13 protein-coding genes are annotated in these 21,406 nt (G+C 59.2%); 11 read left to right on the forward strand and 2 right to left on the reverse strand.

Translation table 11 applies throughout. The features are described from left to right. Positions 1–193: 193 nt before the first annotated feature. Positions 194–1,378 carry an ATP-binding protein gene (locus Q0I65_RS03280; protein WP_296059761.1) on the reverse strand — a complete coding sequence of 395 codons (1,185 nt, stop codon included), beginning with the start codon at positions 1,376–1,378 and terminating at the stop codon, positions 194–196. A 733-nt stretch (positions 1,379–2,111) separates the two neighbouring features. Between Q0I65_RS03280 and Q0I65_RS03285 the strand changes: the two genes are divergently transcribed. Both Q0I65_RS03285 and Q0I65_RS03290 read left to right on the forward strand, forming a co-directional pair. After that, on the forward strand, positions 2,112–8,585 hold the full coding sequence (locus Q0I65_RS03285; RefSeq protein WP_296059764.1) for a hypothetical protein: 6,474 nt from the start codon (positions 2,112–2,114) through the stop codon (positions 8,583–8,585). Between the two features lie 225 nt (positions 8,586–8,810). Continuing rightward, a complete protein-coding gene (locus tag Q0I65_RS03290; RefSeq protein WP_296059767.1) occupies positions 8,811–9,482 on the forward strand; it encodes a hypothetical protein in 672 nt (223 codons plus the stop codon). Between the two features lie 407 nt (positions 9,483–9,889). Here Q0I65_RS03290 and Q0I65_RS03295 read toward each other — a convergent pair whose 3' ends face one another. Further along, positions 9,890–11,125: a nucleotidyltransferase family protein gene (locus Q0I65_RS03295; RefSeq protein ID WP_296059770.1), complete on the reverse strand. Its 1,236-nt coding sequence runs from the start codon at positions 11,123–11,125 to the stop codon at positions 9,890–9,892. A gap of 291 nt (positions 11,126–11,416) precedes the next feature. On the opposite strand from Q0I65_RS03295, the gene Q0I65_RS03300 reads away from it, so the two are divergent. The 9 genes from Q0I65_RS03300 to Q0I65_RS03340 all read left to right on the forward strand — a co-directional run bounded on the left by Q0I65_RS03300 (position 11,417) and on the right by Q0I65_RS03340 (position 21,401). After that, on the forward strand, positions 11,417–12,271 hold the full coding sequence (locus Q0I65_RS03300; RefSeq protein WP_296059774.1) for a hypothetical protein: 855 nt from the start codon (positions 11,417–11,419) through the stop codon (positions 12,269–12,271). Continuing rightward, positions 12,261–12,527 carry a PqqD family protein gene (locus tag Q0I65_RS03305; RefSeq protein ID WP_296059777.1) on the forward strand — a complete coding sequence of 89 codons (267 nt, stop codon included), beginning with the start codon at positions 12,261–12,263 and terminating at the stop codon, positions 12,525–12,527. Before Q0I65_RS03300 ends, Q0I65_RS03305 begins: the two co-directional genes overlap by 11 nt. Before the next feature lie 36 nt (positions 12,528–12,563). Then, entirely contained in the window at positions 12,564–13,121 is a 558-nt protein-coding gene (locus tag Q0I65_RS03310; RefSeq protein ID WP_296059780.1) for a hypothetical protein, read from the forward strand. Continuing rightward, a complete protein-coding gene (locus Q0I65_RS03315; RefSeq protein ID WP_296059783.1) occupies positions 13,118–14,935 on the forward strand; it encodes an ABC transporter ATP-binding protein in 1,818 nt (605 codons plus the stop codon). Before Q0I65_RS03310 ends, Q0I65_RS03315 begins: the two co-directional genes overlap by 4 nt. Positions 14,936–15,349: 414 nt before the next feature. Beyond that, positions 15,350–16,270 carry an NrfD/PsrC family molybdoenzyme membrane anchor subunit gene (gene nrfD / locus Q0I65_RS03320; protein WP_296059785.1) on the forward strand — a complete coding sequence of 307 codons (921 nt, stop codon included), beginning with the start codon at positions 15,350–15,352 and terminating at the stop codon, positions 16,268–16,270. A gap of 84 nt (positions 16,271–16,354) precedes the next feature. Further along, a complete protein-coding gene (locus tag Q0I65_RS03325) occupies positions 16,355–16,771 on the forward strand; it encodes a GntR family transcriptional regulator (RefSeq protein ID WP_296059787.1) in 417 nt (138 codons plus the stop codon). After that, positions 16,752–17,717, forward strand: coding sequence for an SPFH domain-containing protein (locus tag Q0I65_RS03330; protein ID WP_296059791.1), 966 nt, complete (start codon positions 16,752–16,754; stop codon positions 17,715–17,717). The genes Q0I65_RS03325 and Q0I65_RS03330 overlap by 20 nt, the downstream gene beginning before the upstream one ends. A 267-nt stretch (positions 17,718–17,984) precedes the next feature. Next, positions 17,985–18,755: a DmsC/YnfH family molybdoenzyme membrane anchor subunit gene (locus Q0I65_RS03335; RefSeq protein ID WP_296059794.1), complete on the forward strand. Its 771-nt coding sequence runs from the start codon at positions 17,985–17,987 to the stop codon at positions 18,753–18,755. 24 nt (positions 18,756–18,779) lie between these two features. Beyond that, positions 18,780–21,401, forward strand: a complete 2,622-nt coding sequence (locus Q0I65_RS03340) for a molybdopterin-dependent oxidoreductase (RefSeq protein WP_296059798.1) — start codon at positions 18,780–18,782, stop codon at positions 21,399–21,401. Positions 21,402–21,406 lie beyond the last annotated feature (5 nt).

A 21,406-nucleotide genomic window follows, 5' to 3' on the forward strand; every position in this document is an offset into this window, starting at 1 on the left:
CCCTTTCATGATGGCTTGGGACACCCTCGAAAATTAAAACCCCAGGTCAGCGAAAAGCAAGTTGAATTATCCTTAGAAAAGATGGCACACATCTCGCTCAGTTGACCACGAACTAGCGGCTCTGCTCCCCAGGGGCGGAAATTTGGCGGGAATCCGGATCAGCGGCCCGACTGCTCTTCGCCCCGCAGCCCCGCTAAGCGTCGAACTCTCCCGTTTGACCCATGAGCCAGCGTCCCAGGTCGATGACTTTGATGCCGTCCCAGTCGGTTGTTTCGTGACCGGTTTTGGCGATGATGGCCTTGGGATAAGCGTCGCGAATTTTCCGCAAGGGCGTGATCTCTCGTTCGAAGGTGCTTTCCTGCGAGATATCGTCGCTCACCTGGATGTAGATGCGCTGTCCCTGCTTGGTGGCCACGAAGTCGACCTCTTTCTGGTAGAGAACACCGACGTATACCTCCCAACCTCGTCGCATCAGCTCGATCGCAACCATGTTCTCGTAGATGCGCCCGAAGTCGAGCCTGCGGGTTCCGAGCTTCGCGTAACGAAACGAATGGTCGACCAAGTAGTACTTGTCGCCCATCGAGAGATATTTCTTTCCCGCTACGTCGAATCGGCGCACGCGGTAGAAAGCGAATGCGTCGCAGAGGTGGTCGATGTAAGCCGCTAAGGTCTTGTCGTTAATCTTCAAACCCGCCTGCGAAAGCGTGGCCGCCATGCTCTTCAGCGACGAGATGTTGCCGACGTTGTCCATAAGGAACTCGCATGTCCTTTTGAGCTGTTCAGCGTTGCGTATGCGGTATTTTTGCCTGATGTCCCGCAGGACGAGCGTGTCGAGCACGTCGGAGATGTAGACGAATCGAGCTCTCTCGTCGGGGTATAGATAGGAACCTGGCATACCTCCTTCTCGCAGGTAGCGCGTCAGGGCCTCGTCGGGCGATACGATTTCGTGGTATTGCGCGAACTCGGCGAGCGAGAAGGGGAACACTTCCACCTCGAAGGTCCTGCCCGTGAACAGGGTCGAGAGATCGTTCGACGGCAAAAAGGCGTTCGACCCGGTGATATAGATGTCGTACTTCTCGGATGCGTGCAGACTATTGATGGCCTTCTCGAAGCCCTCGCACATTTGCACCTCGTCGATTATTAGCACATTATTGCAGTCCTCGACGAAATGCTTTTCGACGTAGTCGTGCAACGCGCAGTATTGCATAAGCGGTTCGAATTCGAGCAAGTTGAAGTTGATGCGTATGATGTTCGCCGTCGGGATGCTTGCCCGAATTTGGTCGGCGAACGCTTCAAGCAATTTCGACTTGCCGCAACGCCTGATGCCTGTGATCACCTTGATGTCGGGCGTGCCCATCGCGCTTGCAAGTTTATTCATGTAGGCGGTTCGGTATATGAGCTTCATAGCGCATTCCTATTCCGAAAATCGCAGTCGAATTCAATAACGCGAATTATACAGCTAGAACTATTTCGCAAAACCAGTAATGCCCAAGAAATGCGAAGTACACCGAATAATTGTTGCGAAGCAAGTGAATAGCTGAATCGGTGCATCTTTGCTGAATGCTCGCACCCGAGAGATGGGGGTCGGGCGCTCTGCTTTGCGTCTTTTGGCAACGATAGAAGCCCCAGCTTGGTGGATTACCAGAAGTCCACGGCAAACGTCAGAATAATCTCCTTGGCAACTCTGAAAATGACCCCCTCAAGACTCCCAAAATGCCCGATTCGTTTACCCCAAATAGCAATAGTTCTGCTACTATCTATCTCATCTGTGTTGATGCCAGTGTCGATGAATTGGGGTGACATCGTGGACGAATCGGAAAGGATCGAACCTGCCGTTTCGAAACAAGGTGAAACTCTATATGTCGCCGGCACCACAGCGCGCTTCAGCTTAGATACCGACAGCTACAGGGTACCCTCACAAGATTGGGGGTACCCTGCTTTTTTCCGTAAACCCATCCAGCAAACTATTTCCCGCCAAAGCCGTAACGGCGGGAATGGAGATACACAGCAATTGTCGGAAACAAGGAAAAAGAAAGGGAGATGCAAGGGAAATGAAAGCAAGCAATGCTAACAAAGTCGTCTCAGTTTTGCTGAGCGTCGCGATGTGCCCCATGATGGTGCCATCCGCGGCATTTGCAGCTGACGATGACGCGGCATCGGGTGCTTCCTCTCCGATTGAGCAGGCGCAGTCTGCCGATCAGGCGGAAGCCTTCGGCACGAGCGCAAGCTCGAGCGACACGGTAGCCCCGCAGTCCGAGTCGGCCGACGCATCAACCGGTGAAGCAGCCCCCGCAGCTACGGCCACGGTAAATGGCTATTCGACCCTTGAAGAGGCAGTTCGGAATGCAACTGTCGATGCTCAGGGAGTAATCACCTACAAGGTTACCGGTAAGGTGAACGTTGACGGCACTGGCTGGGTTCAGGTTCGTCCCGCGACAGCGACTAATGCAAAGGTGGTTAAGTTCGTCGGCAAGAGCGCCGATGCTGAAATCTGCATCACGCAGGGTACGGCAATCCTCGCCGATCAGGGAAGCTCTGCTTTGAGCGTTGAGTTCAGCGACTTGAAGCTTTCGAAGCTGAATCCGACGTATGCTGGTGATTACGGACAGTCGACTAACTACTTTACGACTTGGCTGAGGAACACCGATGCAGCGTCGAACTGTGTGACGTACACGAATTGCGAATTCCCCAATGGCGTTTGCAACAATCAGTACGGCAAGACGGTTTTCAATAGCTGCAGGTTTACCAACACCGTAACGGACCTCTACAACATGTGGGTTTATGGCGGCAACGTTGAGGTCAACGGCGGATCGTTCACGGGCGTTCGCGGCGTGAAGGTCTACACCGAAGGAACCGCCGCGGTTGCTCCCGAGGTTAATATCACGGGAACGTCTTTCACGGGTCTGACCGAGAAGGCGGCGATTGTCGTTTCGAAGCCTGCCACGGTAACGCTTGGCAGTGTGTCGGTAACTGACTGCGCGAACGGTCTTATCCAGAAGGATATCGAGAGAAGCTCCGAAAAAGTTACTCTCAACGCGAACGGCACGGGTATCGGCGGTAACTTCGACATTACGTCAAATACGGGTTCCGATGCCACGAAGGCCGAGTTCAATCTGAACGCGGGTACGCTCACTTCCGAGGTTTCGAGTGATTTTCTTGCTGACGGCTTTACGCTGAGCAAGAACAACGATGGCACGTTCGGTGTAACCGAAGCTGCTCCCGCGGGGGTTGCGGAAGTAAACGGCACGAGCTATCCGAGCCTGCAGGCGGCAATTGATGCTGCGTCGCGCAATGCAACGGTGAAGTTGCTCGCTGATACGAAGGAGAACGTCACGATCTCCGCGCCCTATGTCACGCTCGATCTGAACGGTCATACCCTCAACGGCGGCACCGAGAAGGGCAAGCCTGCGCTGACGGTCACGGCTCGCGTCACCGTCAAGGACGGCAGCGCGGCTCAGACCGGTACCATCATGCGCGAGGATACCGCGGAGACCTCCGGCGTCAGCTCCCACTATGTCATTGACGTTCAGGGAGCCGGCTGGCTCACCTTCGAGAGCGGCAGCGTCAAGAACAACAGCGGCAACGACAGCGGGAAGGGCGCGTCTCTGGTGCGCGTGGGCGATGACAGTGTCGCCAAGTACCCCGGCCTGAATATCAAGGGCGGCACGTTTACCCAGGACAACTTCATCGTGATCAAGGTCGAGAGCGGCGATCTGTTCCTGAACGGCGGCACGCTGAACTCCGCCAATAGCTACGCCATTGAGGACTGGCACAGAGCTACCATCAAGGGCGGCACGGTTAACGGCACAGTGGCGGCCTGGACGTGCAGCGGCGGTCACAACAGCGATCTGTCGATCAGCGGCGGCACCGTCAACGGCAATGTATTCTCTGTGAACTACGGCAGCGCCGAGGACAAGGTGGCCAAGGTCAGCATTACCGGCGGCTCCGTCAACGGTACGCTGGGTACCTATACCTATAACAATGGCTTGGCTGCTACCACTGATGCCGCCAAGGCCACCATCGAGATTACCGGCGGTACGTTTAAGGAGGATCCCACCAAGTACGTGGTGGAAGATTGCGCTATTAACAAGAACGAAGACGGCACGTACGGCGTAGCAAAGGCCTACCTTGCGCAGGTTGGCGAAGCCAGCTATTACACCATGGACGAGGCGTTCAAGGCGCAGACCGCAAGCGGCGAAGCCATCACTTTGCTGCGCGACTACACCACGGGCAGCACGTTCAACTCTGGAACCGTTGCTCGCGTGGTTGACCTGAATGGCCACACCTGGACATGCACGGGAACCGATGCAAACTCTGCAGCGTTCGAGATCAATAATCCCAACGCATCGCTCACGGTGAAGAACGGCAAGATCGTAAGCTCGCAGCTCATCGGCCTGATTCCGTCCGCTATGGGTGGCACCATCAAGTACGACAACTCCACTCTTACGTTTGAGGGCGTTGAGGCTTCTACCACCGCCACGAGTGGCATCGAGACGAACGGCAACAACGCGAACAACACCGTTGTTCTGAAGAACAGCACGCTCAACGTTCCCAACGGCTTCGGCATATACTTCCCCAGCAGCGGAACGCTGACCATCGACAGCTCCACGATCAACGCGAAGACGATGGGCGCGCAGGTGTGCTCGGGTAACCTGAACGTTACCGCTGGTAGCAAGATCAACGTGTCGGGCGACCCGGTTGAGAAGCTCGAGGGCGACGGCGCTATTCAGGACGGCGCGGCAATTTCCATCGTCAACCGCGCTGGCTACAAGGGTCTTGGTCAGATTGCCATTGCCGGCGGTACCTTTACAGCGAAGGCTGGCAACGCAGCTCTTAAGGCCTACACCTGGAATTCCTCAACGAAGCAGGAGTCGGCTTTCGACAACTCTGCCAAGACGGTCGCCGTTTCCGCCGGTACGTTCTCGTCTGCGGTTGCTTCCGACCTGTGCGCTGAAGGCTATGCACCTGTTGCGAACGCTGACGGCACGTATAGCGTTGGTGTTCCCGTAGCGCAGATTGGCGGCAATGTATTTATCAGCGTCCAGGCCGCTATCGACGCCGCTCAAACGGGCGAGACAGTCAAGCTGCTGGCGGATGCCGTGGTTGACGACACGGTGATTGTTCAGGACAAGGGCGCTATCACGCTTGATCTGAACGGCAAGACCATCTCCAACACGAAGGAGATCTGGAACGAAGGCGCCGATAAGTGGTCCCTTATCTCCGTCAGGGGCAACTCCGACCTGACCATCACGGGCAACGGCGCAATTGACGCGCTGGCGAACGACTCGTACGCGATTGATTTGTACGATGCAGCGAGCAAGTGCACCATCGAAAACGGCGCGTTCACCGGCAACATCAGCGCGGTGTACGTCTTCGACGGCTCGCTGACCATCAATGGCGGCACGTTTGACATCAAGCAGCTGAGCGGCCAGGACGATCATCGCTTTACCATCAACTGCTACGATTCGAGCTACAAGAACGGAACTGCCCAAGTCAGCATCAACGGCGGTACGTTCAACGGCTTCGATCCGGCCAACAACCTGGCCGAGGGCACGGGCACGATCTTCACGGCTCCTGGCTATACGACTGTTGCTAATGCCGACGGTACGTACAGCGTTGCTGCTGGTGTGGCGCAGGTGGCGGGTAAGGCATTCACTAGCCTGCAGGCAGCTATTGACGCAGCTCAGGACGGCGAGACCGTTACGCTGCTGACGGATGCGACTGAAGACGTGGCCATCAGCAAGAGCATCACCCTCGATCTGGGCAGCAAGACCCTGACGAACACGAACGCTGGCAAGGCAACGATCTCCGTGCAGGGCGGCACCGTTACTGTTAAGAACGGTAATGTTACGGGCGGCACCAGCTACTACAACATCGAGGTCACGAAGGGCAGCAACGCCAACCTGACGCTGGCGGATGTGACCGCCACGGCGGGCAACACCGGTTCCTCCATGATCGACAACTGGGGCACCCTGACTATCGAGAGCGGCACTTACACTGGCGGCCTGAACGTGGTCAAGAGCGAGGAGGGTTCCAAGCTGACCATCACCGGTGGTACGTTCACGCTGGATTATGCGCCAAGCAGCGGTTATACCGCAGCAATTCTGGTGTACGGTGATACAACCATCAGCGGCGGCGAGTTTGTCCAGACCGCAACTCCTAAATGGGGCTATCCGCAGGTTGTCATGACCGGTGTTGTGGAGGGCTATACCTCTATTACGCGGGTTACCGGCGGCCACTTCACCAACAAGAAGTCGGGCGACAACATTTTCCACGGCTACGGCAAGGCCACCTCTGACAACTTCGAGGTCTCCGGCGGTACCTTCAACAAGAAGGTTCCCGATGGCTACTTCGCCGATGGACTTACTTGCGCTAAGAACTCCGATGGCACGTACGGCGTCGCAACGGCAATCGCTCAGATTGACAGCACGAGGTACACTAGCCTTAAGGCTGCCATCGCTGCGGCTAAGAGCGGCAAGACCATCCAGCTGCTGAACGACACCACGGAAAACATCACCATCAATGCCTCCAAGCAGATCACGCTTGACCTGAATGGTCATACCCTTAACGGTGGCACGGGCACCGCGAAAGCGGCTATCCTAAACAAGGGCACCGTGACCATCACCGATACGAGTGCTGACAAGACTGGCACCATCAAGCGCGACGATCAGGGCGTCGCAGGCGAGACTAGCTATTACGTCATTGACAACAATGGCACGATGGTCATTGACCAGGCGAACGTCGTGAACAACTCTGGTGCCAAGGGCTCTTCTCTGATTCGCAATGGCGGTGTGGATAATGTATCGTCGCTCACCATCAACGGCGGCACGTTCGAGCAGCAGAACTTCATTGCGGTCAAGAACGATGGCAATGGCGAGCTCACCATCAACGGCGGCACGCTGACCAGCAAGCAGGCTGTTGTTCAGAACTGGAACAAGGCTCAGATCCTGGGCGGCAACCTGACGGGCGGTTACCTCTGGACGGATTCTTACACCGAAGCGGGTACGATTGGCGAAACCGTCATCGGCGGCGACGCTCAATTTACCGGCACGATCTACATGGACGTCATGAGCCCCAATCCTTCGACTCTGAAGATTGAGGGCGGCAAGCTGGACGTTACCAAGTGGACGGTGACTCCCGCCGCGGCGGCGGCAAATGCCACTATCGCGGTTTCTGGCGGCACCTTCACGGCCGCTGTTCCCGAGAACTACTGCGCTGCAGGTTACGTTCCCGCCACTAACGCCGACGGCACCTACGGCGTGGCGGTGGGTAAGTTCACTGTCCAGGTGACGTCCCGCACCACTACCAGCGATAGTCCTGTGGCCAATGTGTCCGGCGGCGGCAGCGATGTCACCTACGCAGATGGCACCACAGTTACGGCATCCGCCATTAGCGGCTACAATTTCGTGGGCTGGTTCGTCAATGACTATTCTGGCACGCCGTACAGCACCGACCTGACCTGCACGGTCAAGCCAACCGACAATTGCACCATGATCGCTGTCTACGAGCCCGTCAGCGGCGGCAAGTTCTGGCTGACCGTTACGGCTTCTGAGTTCACGGTCAACGGCGGCGCGGTGCAGGATTCCTACCTGTATGAGCAGTACGCCATCGGCGCATCTGTGACGGTGAACTTCACTGGTTCAGAGAACTTCCTGTACTGGGTCAACGCATCCAACAAGGTAGTTTCCACCGATAAGAGCTACACCTTCACTATGGGCAGCGAGACGGCCCTGAAGGCTGTGTACGGCAAGGCACGCCAGAATCAGGCTACCGTGGTGTTCGTTTCCCACAGCGACCAGATCATCAGCTCCAAAGCCTACACCACCAACGAAACCCTCCAGTTCCCCGTGCCTCCCATTAAGATGGGCTGCACCTTCACCGGCTGGTCCATGACGGAGGATCAGATCCACGCGGCCATGGCCAGCAACGGAGGCATCATTGAGGTGCGCGCGCTCTATACGGAGCCCAGCATGGCCTGCAAGGTGACGGTGGTCTATCCCGAAGGCGTCGACAATGAGGACGTGGACGCGGTGGTCGGTAAGGCCATCGACGTGACGGCCAAGGACATCGATGGCAAGACCTTTTCCTACTGGACGGACAACGACGGCAACATCCTGGGCTACACCAAGACGCTGAAGCTGGCTCCCAGCGGCGACATGACCGTGAAAGCTATTTACAGCGACGGAGCCACCGAAGCCCAGCCTGTCATTTCCATCAGTGAGGTTAGCGCTACCAAGGTAAATGAGGGCTATGCAGTCACTTTCATGGCAACGCGTGCTATACCTGAGGGCTACCAGGTTGTGGAGCAGGGTATCCTGTGGAGTAGAGATGCTGCCTGCGGTGAGGATGGCGCAGCGACGTACATGCAGTTTGATAGCAACGGCAAACTGCCGACCGGCGTAAATGCTTACATCGGCAACAGCCTGGAATTAAACGGTGTGACGCGCCTTGACATTTCCACCAAGTACAGTGATCGAACGTTCTACGGCCGCGGCTACATGATTCTTAAGAGCGATGCGGGTGAACTCCTGTATATTTATACGGATACGATTGCGTCTGGCAGCTACGACAGCCTGACCAAGTAACCAAGTAAAGGAGGCAAAAGAACTTATGGATAGGAAGCAGTATGAATCTCCGGAGATGTTGGTCATTCTGATCGCCGACGAAGATGTCATCACCGCCAGTGGCGAAATTGATTCTGGCTTTGTCGGCGGCGACGATTAAATTGCCCGCTCATCTCCAACCTAACCTAAAACAGGGGCGTAGCCCGCGCGGGCTACGCCCCTGCGCTTAAATCAAGGGAGCGACTTATGAAAAAACTCATCCCCGTACTGCTGTCGCTGCTCATGGCGCTGGCTGTGGCGGTTCCGGCGTTTGCGGACACCGTCTACACCGAGGGTGCGCTGAACTATACCATCGCGGATGAGTCCATCACTATCACCGACTACTTCGGCAAGGACGCTGAAGTTACCGTGCCTGCTAGTATTGCTGGCACTCCTGTGAACACCATCGCCACAGGTGCGTTTGCTCACAACGACAGCGTAAAAAAGGTAAACCTGCCGGATACCATCACTACTGTGGAAGAAGGGGCCTTTGCTGCCGGCATTACGGTGAACTACCAGTCCAACGTCGTCAGCGGCGGTACGTCGATCGGCGAAGGTGATTTTGCCGGAAGCGACTCTGGCGGCGGCTCTGATTCGTCGACCGGTATCGACGAGACCACCGTCGACGCGGACGGCTCCGCCACTTCAGGCAGTGCCGCCGCTGCGGACACCAGTGCCGCATCCAACCCTAGCGGCGACGCGGCGGACTCCGCCGACGCTGCTTCTGAGTCGGGGAGCGAGAAGATTTCCCAGCTGGACAGCTCGACCGAGCAAGAGCAGGGCGCAAGCTTCCCCTGGTTTTGGGTGGCTCTTGGCATCGTTGTTGTGGTAGTATGTGCCGCCGCCTGCTTATGGCTATGGCGAAAGAGAAACCGCTAAGGCGTATCGGCTTGGGACGCCGGTTTCGGTTCGACGTGCTTCCGGTCACCGCAGGCGCAGCCGAGAACCCATCTCCCTCATCGGCAAGGCAAGGCCCGCGCCTGGTAGCGCGGGCCTTGCCATCTTCTGAAGCTGAAAGCTGCACCCTTCCAACCTGACACTATGGAGAGGCGCCCGCCCGCGTGCCGGCAATGAGCAAGCAAGCCGCGGCAAAACCTGCGCACATCGAGCAAAAAATTCAGCGGAAAACCAGCTCTTTATGTTATACAGTTCAACCGCAAAACCGGATTTGCATTCGCGGAACAAAGCTGAAACCGATACGGAAAAGCCACTGATGGGTCGATTTTGCAGTCGCCGATGGGAATTTCCCTATTCAACGTAAGGAACTTCCCCTGGCCTTCGCCTTCCTACATCCTGGTAACCTCAAGGCGTTTGAGCAGGTCGATGTCTTCTTGCGCGCTACGTGCGTCGGTGACGAGCTCGCTCATGCTCGCGTTGCGCGAGAGTCCCTTGCGGATAACATGCCCCACTTGGTAGAGGCACGCGGCTGGAGCAAGCCACGCGTGCTTGCGCGCCGGCGCCCAATGAGCGCGCCCGCCCTCGTAAAGATAGCGAACCAATGCCGCGGGGCTGCGGAAGCTGTGCAGCACTGTGCGGGTTGCCTGCGCGCCGCGCTCCATCTTGCGCCCCATGTTCCCCCTCTGCATGATGTAGAGCAGAAGGTCGCTCGCAAGCTGCGCGTCGGCTTCGCCAAACCATGTTGCCGACGTATGAAGCCCCAGGTAGGTGCGGCAAAGCCACGTTGTGGTGACCGCCAGCTTCTCCATGCCGATCTGCTGCGCCGCATGTTGAAAGCCGCGCTCCCAAAGCTCGTCGGTCAAGTGCGCGTCGACGAACATCTGCCAATCCAGAATCTGGCGAAGCCCCAGACCCGAACCTAGATGCTGGTTGACATGCGCGAGCAACACCAGGCCGTTCTCGAGCGGCGGCAACACGGGCACGCTGAAGCCTGCGACATCAGTCCATTCGGCGCGCGGGATGGCGTCGTAAATGGCCTGGTCAAGGAAACGTGCCTGCTGCTTGTTGGTGCATGTGCTGAAATAGCGATGCAGCTCGATTTCGGGACAGCCCGCCTTCTTGAAGCCCGCGTGGCGCGGATTGATTTCAAGCTCAATATCGTTTTCCCAGCCCAAGCGCTCCAGGAGCGAAAACGCCTGCTTGAAGTGGTCGGGCGGCACGATGAGGTCGATGTCGCCCATGCTGCGGCTGTTCGGCTGCGGGTAATTTGCCGCAGCGGCCGCGCCCTTCAGCACGGCAACGGGGATGCCTGCCTGGCGAAACTCGGCGAGCACGCTGTCTTGCGCCATCATGAGGCGATACCAGCCCGACAGGTTCTTGCCCGCGCGCGCAAGGTATTCCGCCTGGTCGGCGGGGGAGAGCCCGAGGGATTCGACGGCGTTTGCCGGATAGCCGATGACGGATTGCGCTTCCAGCTCCGCCTGCACGGCAGGCCACAAACCGTCGGGGACGGAAAATGGGCCGGGAGCCTTGACCGCGCGAGCCTCATCGCGCGTCGCATGTTGAAGGGCGCTTTCGGCGGCGATGATTCTGATCGCGTATTCTTCGGCGGCGGAAAGCTCCACGGATTCTTCCTCTCGTTGCTTCGTTGCAGCATGCGCGCACGTGGAAATTACTTGCGAACCTGACAATCAGTCGTGCGTTCTTCCTGTGCGCCTATAATATAACAGCGTTAAACGCGAATCGAGAAATGCCTTTATACCGTGCAATTCGAGAGTTGTTGCGGTTGCTGCCGCCGCCCGCGTGCAGCCCGCTAGCTGCCTGCAACCTGTCCGTGCCGGCTGTGCAGCCCGTCCGTGCCGCCGCTGGCCGCGCGCGGCCCGCCTGTTCTGCCGCCTTCCCAAGGAGCGAAGTTTATGTTCTGCGTCCAAATAGCCGAGGTTCTTGTCGCTATCGAGAACCGCTATGCGTTCTCCGAGCGGCTTTGCGCGGACTACATTGCTAACGCCTCCCCTGATGAATGTGATTTTTCGGTATCGGCGACGCTGGAGGAGATTGCGGCGGAGAACAACGATGGGGGCACTTTCTCGCCCGCATATTGCGAGTCGCTGGCGCTCTACCGCAAGATTTGCACTCGCATGCTGGATTACGACGCGTTTCTGCTGCATGCGGCGGTCGTCTCGTATAGGGGTCGCGGGTTCGCGTTCGCGGCGAAAAGCGGGACGGGCAAGAGCACGCACGTCGCGCAGTGGATGCGAGCGCTCGGCGATGACGTGACGGTCGTGAACGGCGACAAGCCCATTCTTCGGTGGCAAAGCGGGGAAGGCGGCGAGGCGAAAGACGCTGGGGCGCCGAACGAGACGCCTGGTGGGGAAGCTGTCGAGGTCGCCTGCGACCAGCTGGCGGGTGAGTTCGTTGCGTACGGCACGCCGTACTGCGGCAAGGAGAACTGGGGGCAGAACACGAGCGTTCCCCTTCACGCCGTTTGCTTTATCGAGCGCTGCGAGCCGGGCGAGCCGGACCGACTGTCCCGTTTGGAAGATGACGGGGAAATCATCGCGCGCATCATGAATCAGATTCTGATGCCGAATGATCCTGCTTTGGCTGCTCGCCAGCTTGATTTACTCGATAGGTTGGTGAGCAGCGTGCCGTTCTACGTGCTGCGTTGCACGCCGACTCCTGCCGCCTTTGACGCGGCGTTCCAGATGACGCTGTGCGATAATGGGCGCAAACGAATGCATCGATGCGAAGGATCTGGGCATGAAGATTAAAGACGGTTTCATTGTGAACAAAGTGGGTAGCCAGCACGTGGTCGTGCCGGTGGGCGAGGCCAGCATGGAGCGCCATTGCATGATTCGTCTGAACGATACGGGCGCGTTCCTGTGGGAGCAGCTCGGTGCGAATACCACGGAAGATGCGCTGGTAGAGGCCCTGCTGGCGGAATACGCTGTCGACGAAGACACGGCGTGCGCCGACGTGGCGACATTTTTGGAGAAGCTTCGCGACGCCGACCTCCTTGGTGAGTAGGAGCCTAACCGTTAGGTTCCATCCGGCAAGCGATTCATGACATGCGAAAAAGACATACCCTCAGCGGCGCCTGACGCGGGTGGGTCTTCCGCCCCTGATGAGCTGCGCAAAATCGAGGACGTACTCGCATCCGAGGGCTTCTACATGGGGCCGCCCGTGGGCGTTTCCATGTGGCCGATGCTGCGCAACCGCCATGACGTGATGATGGTGGTGCCAGTCGATCGCGAGCTGCGTCGCTACGATGTGGCGCTCTACCGCCGCGGTGAGAAGTACGTGCTGCATCGCGTGGTGGGGCATTACGGGAAAGGTCCCCAAAAAGGCTACGTGATCTGCGGAGATAACTGCGTCATGCTGGAATACATCCCTCGCGAGGATGTGCTCGGCGTGCTGCGGGGCTTCTATCGCGACGGCCGCCGCATCGATTGCGAGACCTCCCGCGGATACCATGCGTATTCGAAGCTGTGGGTGGCACTGTTCCCCGCACGCAAGGTGTGCAAGGGCGTAAACGCTGCGGTGAGGCGCGTTGGCAAGCGTGTGCTTTCGGTGTGTGGCCTGCGTAAACGTGACGCTGCGAGCGAAGCGGGGCGAAAATGACGCGCGGGGCGGAGGCGCGCGAGCAAGACAAGGTCACCTACGCGTGGCTGTTCACGCAGTCGAGGGCGCAGCATGGCCGCATCGTTGCACTGTCGGTGCTCTGCACGGTGCAAGCGGCGGTGCTCGTGAGCTTCGCGCTGGCGTGCCGTGCCGTTATCGACCAGGCGGTCGCGGGAAACGTCGACGGCTTGCTGGCAAGTGCGGCGGTACTTGCTGGCGTTATCATCGCGCAGCTGGTGCTTCGCCTGGCTATCAACAGCACCCAGGAGCGCATTCGGGCCCGTTTCGCCCTTGAGCTGCGGAAATCGCTGCTTGACAGCATCTTCGCCGCGCGCTTTGGCAACGTTTTGCGCTTCCATTCCGGTGAGCTTTCCAACCGCATGTTCTCCGACGTGCAGGTCGTATCGAACGGCGTGGCGACCATCATCCCGAGCTTCGTGTCCATGCTCATGCAGCTCGTGTTCGCCATTGCGGTGCTCGCGCTGATCAGCCCGCCCATGGTGGCCCTGTTCGCTGTCGCCGCGCTGCTCTCGTTCGTGCTGGCGCGCACGCTGCGCGGACGGTTGAAGGCGTTGCACAAAACCGTGCAGGAAAAGGAAGGCGCCGTGCGCGTGTTTCTGCAAGAGGCGCTCGAGCATCAGCTGGTCATCCGCTCGTTCGGGGCTCAGCCTGCCACGAGCGCGCGCGCAGACACGCTGCAGGAGGACCATTTCACCGCACAGATGCGCCGCCGCGGGTATTCGATCGCCGCCAACGCGAGCTTCTCGTTCTTCTTCAACGCGCTGTACGCCGTGGCGCTCACGTGGTGCGCGTTCGAGCTTTTGCACGGCGCCATGAGTTACGGCACGCTCATGGCGGTGCTGCAGCTGGTGGCGCGCATTCAGGCGCCGGTTTCCAGCTTATCGGGCATGCTGCCGCAGCTGTATCAGACGCTCGCGTCGGCGGAGCGCCTGATGGAGGTGGCGGAGTTGCCGCGCTCGGAAGGCTGCTTGCTCGTGACGGCTGAGGAATTCTATCAGCGGCTCTCAGGCGTGCGGATGCGCGATTTGGCGTTTTCCTACGATGGCGAGGAGGCAGGAGGCGCTCCTGCGCCCGCAGGGGGGATGGAGGCTCCTTCTGGAGAAGAGCCCGTGAGCTTGACCTGCGCTGACGTATTCGTTCCCAAGGGCTCCTTCGTGGTGGTGGAAGGTCCATCCGGCTCCGGGAAATCCACGCTGTTCAAGCTGCTGTTAGGCGCCTACGATGCGGACGGATTCGCGTACGAGCTTTCCGAAGGTGCCGCGACTTCCGCACCCGCCGCGCTCTCTGCGGGCGCACCTCTTGCCGACACCCCTGCGGGCGCTACGATCGCCGTTTCCGCCTACGCCGCATCTCAGGTGCCGCCTGGCGTGTTCGCCTATGTGCCGCAAGACAACTTCCTGTTCGCAGGCTCGATTCGCGAGAACGTGGCGTTCGCCGCTCCCGATGCGACCGACGACCAGGTCAAGTGTGCGTGCGAAGTGGTGTGTGCATGGGGCTTCGTGGAAGAGCTTCCGCTAGGGCTCGACACCATGATCGGCGAGCACGGGCAGGGCCTTTCTCAGGGGCAGCTGCAACGCCTGGCGATTGCGCGTGCGGTGTGCTCGGGTGCGCCCATCATGGTGCTCGACGAGGTCACGAGCGCGCTCGATGACGCGACAGAAGCGGCAGTTCTTGCCAATATAGCCTCGCTACCTGGTAAAACGATTTTTGTCGCCGCGCATCGCGCAAAGGCACGCGAGTTCGCCACCATGCGCCTTCACGTGGAAGACGGCGTGCTGACAGAAGCGCATTAGCGCACTTTTCCGAAATTAGAAGACATGAGTAACCGCACTTTTCTGAATTTATAATCAAGCACATCTTCGGGGAAGCGAAACCCAAGTTCGTGGTCAACTGAGCGAGTTGTGCGACGTTTTTGTTGCGGAAGACCGGCGTTTTCGCGCCCCGTGATCTCAGCTGGGGCACCTCTGCCGGCAAAAGGCCTGGTCGCAAATTTTCCGTGAGACCACGAGAAGAAACTAGGCGCGCACAACTCGTCCAGTTGACCACGAACTGCCGTTTGCGCTTCAGACGAGCTGGAAAGGCACCGCTCCGGGATGCGCAATCGTTGCGGAATCTAAATTGTCGTGCGACAAAAGCGCCTCTCGGGCAAAACATATGGTAGATTATCGTTGACAAAACGAGCAAGGCTGCAACAAGGAAGGGGCTGCGTGGTTTTCAGCAAGTTGATAGCCATCTACCTTTTCCTGGGCGGGACCGCCGCCGGGGCCTTCGCGCTCACCGCTCTCTTCGACGTCATCAAGGCCGCGAAAGCCCATCGTCGCGGCGAGTACGGCAGAACGTTTCTTGCCCCGCAATCGGTGATTTCCGAGCCAACATACCGTCGCATTCGCCGGTTTGTGTACGGAACTGCGCTGATCGTCGTCCTCACAGGCGAGCTATGCCTGGTCGCAGACCTAGGACGTCCCGAAGCATTCTTCTTCCTGTTTCTCTATCCGACGAGCAGCCTGGTTTCCATCGGCGCTTTCGCCTTGACGCTGCTCACCGTCTTCCTGACAATCGCCCTTGCCGACACCATTTTCGTGCTGCCGAAGTGGGTGCGCGTCGTCTCGTTTGCCGCAAAGGCGGCAGGTCTTCCCGTTGCGGTCATCGTGATGGTCTACACGGGCTTGCTTCTCCAAAGCGTCATCTCGGTCGAAGTCTGGCAGTCGGCGTGGCTGCCCGTCCTGTTCGCGGCATCGGCGCTCTCGTGCGGCTGCGCAGTGGTTATGCTTGCGGCCTGCACCTGCGAAGATGTGCGCGTGACACGCATCATGACCCGCCTGCTCGCCTGGATCGATATCGCGTTCATCCTGCTCGAGGTGGTCTCCATCGTCGCTTTGCTCGCCTTCGGGAAGGGGAGCGCCCCGATGGCGGTCATGCGGCTTCTTGAAGGCGATCTGTCGACCACGTTTTGGGCGGGCTTTGTCGCCTGCGGGCTCGCGATTCCCCTTGTTGCGGAAGCGGCGTCCCTGGCCCGCAAGCGGGAGATTCCCACCCCCGCTGCCGCGGGAGTTGCCACATTGGCGCTGGTCGGAGGGCTTTGCCTTCGAATCGCCATCGTCGCATGCGGCGTGGCGCCTTCGCCATAGCGGGGGAGGGGCGCAGAACGGAATGGAAGGCAAGGGAACGCAATGCCGCCGAGCATATGAGGTAAGTGCAAGAAAAAGGGAAACGTGAAGCAGCAGATTAAAGAAATACCGCCGTTTTCGTTCGACGAGTCCAGCGACTTGCCGCTGTGGGTACAGCTGCGCAATCGCATGGCCTACCTCATCACGTCGGGCTTCTACGAGCCGGGCGAGAAGCTGCCGACGGTGCGCAAATATGCAGCTGACCTGCGCATTGCGTACAATACGGTGAGCAAGGCCTACATGGGGCTCGAGCGCGACGGCTTCGTGACCACGGTGCGCGGCAGCGGCGTGTTCGTGAACGACTCGAGCGCCATCATGAAACCCGCGCCCGAGGTAGACGCGCTTGTCGAGGAGTTCGTGAAAGGCTGCATCGAAAACGGCATGGCATATGACGACATTCCGAAGATGGTGTCTTCGTGCGTAAGGAGGATGAAGAAGGATCATGAGAAAGCTCAAGGATAAGACCCACCCTCAGGAGCAGAAGGACACGTATCGCCGCTCTGAAATGGAGTTCGGCGTTGCGGCGGACGCGTATCGCTCCGACCCGACGAAGAAAGCCACGCGAAACGGCGCGGTGATGATCTCTGTGGTGCTCGCCCTTGTCGCGTTCGCGATCGTGCTCGCCGCATCTATCCTCGTGCTCGGGAAGTTCACGTTCACAGGGGTCATCGTCTCCGTGATCGTGGGCCTCACCGTCCTGTCTTCGGTACATGTGTGCATGGACTGGGAACGCGTCGTGGTCATGCGCCTCGGCCGCTTCAACCGCCTTGCGGGCCCAGGGCTGTTCTTCACCATCCCGTTGTTCGAATTCTGCACGCTGCGCGTCGATCAGCGCATGAATGCCACGCCGTTCGGCGCTGAGGAGGCGCTGACCAGCGATCTTGTGCCGCTCGACGTGGACGCTGTGCTGTTCTGGGTTATCTGGGACCCCGAAAAGGCCTGCACCGAAGTGCAAGACTGCCACTTCGCCGTGGCGCTTTCCGCGCAAACGGCCCTGCGCGACGCCATCGGCCGCGCGTCGCTCCAGAACGTGGTTATGCGCCGACATCAGCTTGACCAGGAGCTTCGTGAAGCCGTGGAGCAGAAGGTATCGGATTGGGGCATCTCCATCGTGTCAGTCGAGGTGCGCGACCTCATCATCCCCAAGGAGCTTCAGGACGTGATCTCGCTTGAGGCGCAGGCAGAATGCCGCAAGAGCGCGCGCATCACGCTGATGGAGGCCGAGAAGGACATCTCCGCGATCCTCGACGACGTGGCGCAATCGTACAGCCACGACGACATCGCCCTGACGCTGCGCAAGATGCACCTCACCTACGAGGGCATGCAGGACAACGATGGGGCACTGGTGGTTCCCAGCGCTTACAGCGACGGTTTCAACGCAAAGCCGGGCGAGGAGCCGACGAAGTAGATAGCGAAACCCCCAATTATCCACAAGATAGAATAGCAACACGTGAAATTGTCGCACGACACTATTGATTGTCGTGCGACAATTTTGTTACAATCCACGAAAAGGATCGCCAGCTGAGATCCTGGGCAAATATTCGGTGAAAGGTCATCTTTGTCGCCACATGGATGAACCGCTTATCGAATAGGCGGAACGTGCGGGCGAGGCGCGTTCCGCAAAGCAGGGCTACCCGCACGACGCGGGCGCCAAAGAGATACTAAGGGGGGAAACATGGGTCTTGAATCCTTATTCCTGTTCACGTTGCTGGGAGGGCTAGCGGCAGGAGCCTACGTGTTCGAAACTTGCTTCCAGCGCACCCGCAAGGGCGAGCGTCCGTGGCTCGTTTCTCTGGTCGTCGTGGTGCTGTTCGCCATCGGCATGATCGCCGCCGCGACGCACGTCCACAGCCTTTCCCGCGCATTTGCGTCCATCGGTGCGGGCACGGTCAACTTCGGCTCCGGCATGGTCAAGGAGGTGCTGCTTGCAGGCCTCTTCTTCATTCTGGCGCTTATCGACCTCATTATCACCTTCGTGAAGAAGGACAGCCCGTTCGCTCTGCGCGTCATCGGCGCGATTGCGGCGGTGCTCGTCATCGTGCTCATGGGCACGGCATACATCGATGTGTACGGCAACGCTGTGTGGAGCAACGCTCCCGCGACCGTTCTGACGTTTGTCGCTGGCGCGTTGGCGATGGGCCTTGGCCTGTGCGCCGCTTTCGGTTCGGCTGACATCGCCGAGAAGCCGGTCATGTACACGCTGGTCGCCGTCGACGTCGTGCTCGCCGTCGGTTTGGCGCTCGAGATCGCCGCTTTCTCCGGCGCGGGCTTGAACCCGGCCATGCAGATCGCGGGCCTGGTCATCGCTCCGATTGCGTCCGCGATCCTGGTGTTTGCCAGCGCAAAGTTCAACAACAAGAAAATGCTCGCGATCGTCGTGTGCGCCCTGCTGGTGATTGGCGTTGCCATTGCCCGCTACGGTTTCTACGCGACCTGCGCAATGTAGGAAAGCAGAAAGGGGGAACCAACAGTGAGTACGAACAACATTTCCCGTCGTGGTTTCTTGGGTGCTTCTGCTGCTGTTATGGCTGGCGTCGCGGGTCTGGCGGCGACTGGCTGCTCTGCGGAATCCAGCCTTGAGGCCACCGACGCAAAGGGCATGCCCGTCGATCCCGCGAAGGGCGGCGAATGGACGTCGGCAGCGTGCTGGCACAACTGCGGCGGCCGTTGCATGAACAAGGTCATGGTCAAAGATGGCGCCGTGATTCGCCAGAAGACCGACGATACGCACGAAGACTCTTTCGATTATCCGCAGCAGCGCGGTTGCGTGCGCGGCAAGGCGCAGCAGCAGCAGTGCTTCGGCGCCGATCGCCTGAAGTATCCCATCAAGCGCAAGACTTGGTCGCCGGATAACCCGAACGGCGAGATGCGCGGCAAGGATGAGTGGGAGCGCATCAGCTGGGACGAGGCCATCAGCTACATTGGCGACCAGTTCAAGACCATCAAGGAGAAGTACGGTAGCCAGGCATTTTTGCTGGGAAGCTACGGCTCGCGCCTCGCGTTTGCGCCGCTTCTGGCATGGGGCGGGCACACCAGCACCGCCGACACCACTTCCCATGGTGCCTACCTTCTGAACACCGCCGACACCATCGGCATTCCCCGCACCGACGCGGGCGTATGCAACGACCGCACCGACATGCTGAACGCCGACACCATCGTGTTCTACGCTTCCAATCCCGCGTGGTCTGCCGCCGGTACGCCGAGCTACCACTACATCCGCGCGAAGGAAGCGGGCGTCAAGTTCATCACCGTCGACCCGATCTACACGGCATCCGCCCAGATGCTCGACGCCGAGTGGATTCCCATCCGCACCGGCACCGATACGGCGTTCTTGCTGGGCGTCGCTTCTGAGATGATCCGCCTGGACAAGGCCGAGGGCGACATCGTCGACTGGGAGTTCCTGGACAAATACACCGTCGGTTTCGATGCCGACCACAAGCCTGAAGACCTGAAGGAAGACGTCAACTTCGCCGACTATCTGGAAGGCAAGTACGACGGCGTGAAGCACGACGCCGAGTGGGCGTCTGCCATCTGCGGCGTTCCCGTTGAGAAGATCGCGTGGTTCGCTCGCGAGATCGGCAAGAAGAAAAACGTCTGGCTGCTTCACAACTTCGCCGCCGCTCGTTGCGATGCGTGCGAGAACGTTCCGCAGCTGTTCATGACGCTTGGCGCTATGGGCGGCCACATGGGCAAGCCCGGCAACTGCACCGCGAACAACTACCATGCAAACGCCGGTAATGGCGGCCCCGCCCTGGTGAAGGGCGGCAGTTCGGGCTACCCGAGTCAGAAGAACGAGATCGACGGCGTCATTCCCGGGCCCCAGGTGTGGGAAGCGTGCCTGACCGGCAAGTATCGCATGGTCGGCGACTGGTACTCCGGCAAGGGCTCGCAGGCTGGCGAGGATCGCACGTGCGACATCCACTGCATCATCCATGACGAGAACGCCTACCTGCAGACCGGTCCGAACATGAAGCGCGGCATCGAAGCGCATCGCAAGATGGACTTCGTTCTGGCAAAGGCTCAGTTCATGACCACGCAGGCGATGTATTCCGACATCGTGTTGCCCGTCACCACCCAGTGGGAAGTTCCCGGCGGCCTTTCCGCTTCCAACCGCGAGTTCCTGTTCTGCTTCTCGCAGGTCACCGAGCCGCTGTTCGAAGCGAAGACCGACGTCGAGATCAACTCCCTGATCATGGAGGCCATCGGTGTTGACCCGAAGACGGTGTACCCGATCAGCCCGAAGCAGGCGTTCTTCAACAGCATCGCGGGCGCCACGGTCATCGCGGACGACAACTCCGGCAAGTACGTGCCGCTCGTCACCGTCACCGAGGCCGACCTCGAGGAGTGGGGCGTCGAGGGCAAGACCCAGACCGGCCGCGTGGGCTTGAACGAGTTCGTCTCCAACGGCGGCTACCAGGTGGAGCGCAAGAAGGACGACAAGTACTCCTCGTTTTTGGGCTACGCCTCGTTCATTAAGGACCCTGAGAAGAACCCGCTCAAGACCAAGAGCGGCAAGTTCGAGATCACCTGCCAGGCGAAGGCCGACCTGTTCAACAGCATCGGCCTGTGCGACCACACCTACGCGCCGTACCCCGAGTACCTCGTTCCCGGCACGGGCTACGAGACCACCTTCAAGGACGGCAAGATCGGTGGCGAGAAGGGCGAGTACCCGTACCTGCTGTTCAACCCGCACTACTTCCGTCGTTCGCACTCCGTCTTCGACAACTGCCCCTGGCTGCGCGAGGCTTGGGCGAACCCCGTGTTCCTGAACGCGTCTGACGCGAAGGAGAAGGGAATCGAGGATGGCGACACCGTGCGCGTCTGGACGAAGTACGGCGAAGTGCTGCGCAAGGCGTGCTGCATGGAGAACCTCATGCCCGGCGAAGTCGGCATTCCGCACGGTTCTTGGGTTCGCCTGAACGAGAAGACTGGCATCGACGAGGGCGGCGCTGACAACTACCTCACCGGCAACAACATTTCCGGCTGCGGCGTGACCAGCTACAACAACAATAACTGTAATTTCGAGAAATACGATGGCCCTGCATTGGAAGACGACTGCTACACCGATGCACGCATCCTGAATCTTGGCTAAGGAGG

The organism is uncultured Ellagibacter sp., from assembly GCF_934643285.1.
Classification (GTDB): domain Bacteria; phylum Actinomycetota; class Coriobacteriia; order Coriobacteriales; family Eggerthellaceae; genus Ellagibacter.

What these genes read in the sequence shown, in the direction of transcription:
- Q0I65_RS03280 (WP_296059761.1), bottom strand. Translation starts at nt 1,378, where the DNA reads ATGAATAAACTTGCAAGCGCGATGGGCACGCCCGACATCAAGGTGATC.
- Q0I65_RS03285 (WP_296059764.1), top strand. Translation starts at nt 2,112, where the DNA reads ATGATGGTGCCATCCGCGGCATTTGCAGCTGACGATGACGCGGCATCG.
- Q0I65_RS03290 (WP_296059767.1), top strand. Translation starts at nt 8,811, where the DNA reads ATGAAAAAACTCATCCCCGTACTGCTGTCGCTGCTCATGGCGCTGGCT.
- Q0I65_RS03300 (WP_296059774.1), top strand. Translation starts at nt 11,417, where the DNA reads ATGTTCTGCGTCCAAATAGCCGAGGTTCTTGTCGCTATCGAGAACCGC.
- Q0I65_RS03305 (WP_296059777.1), top strand. Translation starts at nt 12,261, where the DNA reads ATGAAGATTAAAGACGGTTTCATTGTGAACAAAGTGGGTAGCCAGCAC.
- Q0I65_RS03310 (WP_296059780.1), top strand. Translation starts at nt 12,564, where the DNA reads ATGACATGCGAAAAAGACATACCCTCAGCGGCGCCTGACGCGGGTGGG.
- Q0I65_RS03315 (WP_296059783.1), top strand. Translation starts at nt 13,118, where the DNA reads ATGACGCGCGGGGCGGAGGCGCGCGAGCAAGACAAGGTCACCTACGCG.
- Q0I65_RS03330 (WP_296059791.1), top strand. Translation starts at nt 16,752, where the DNA reads ATGAGAAAGCTCAAGGATAAGACCCACCCTCAGGAGCAGAAGGACACG.
- Q0I65_RS03335 (WP_296059794.1), top strand. Translation starts at nt 17,985, where the DNA reads ATGGGTCTTGAATCCTTATTCCTGTTCACGTTGCTGGGAGGGCTAGCG.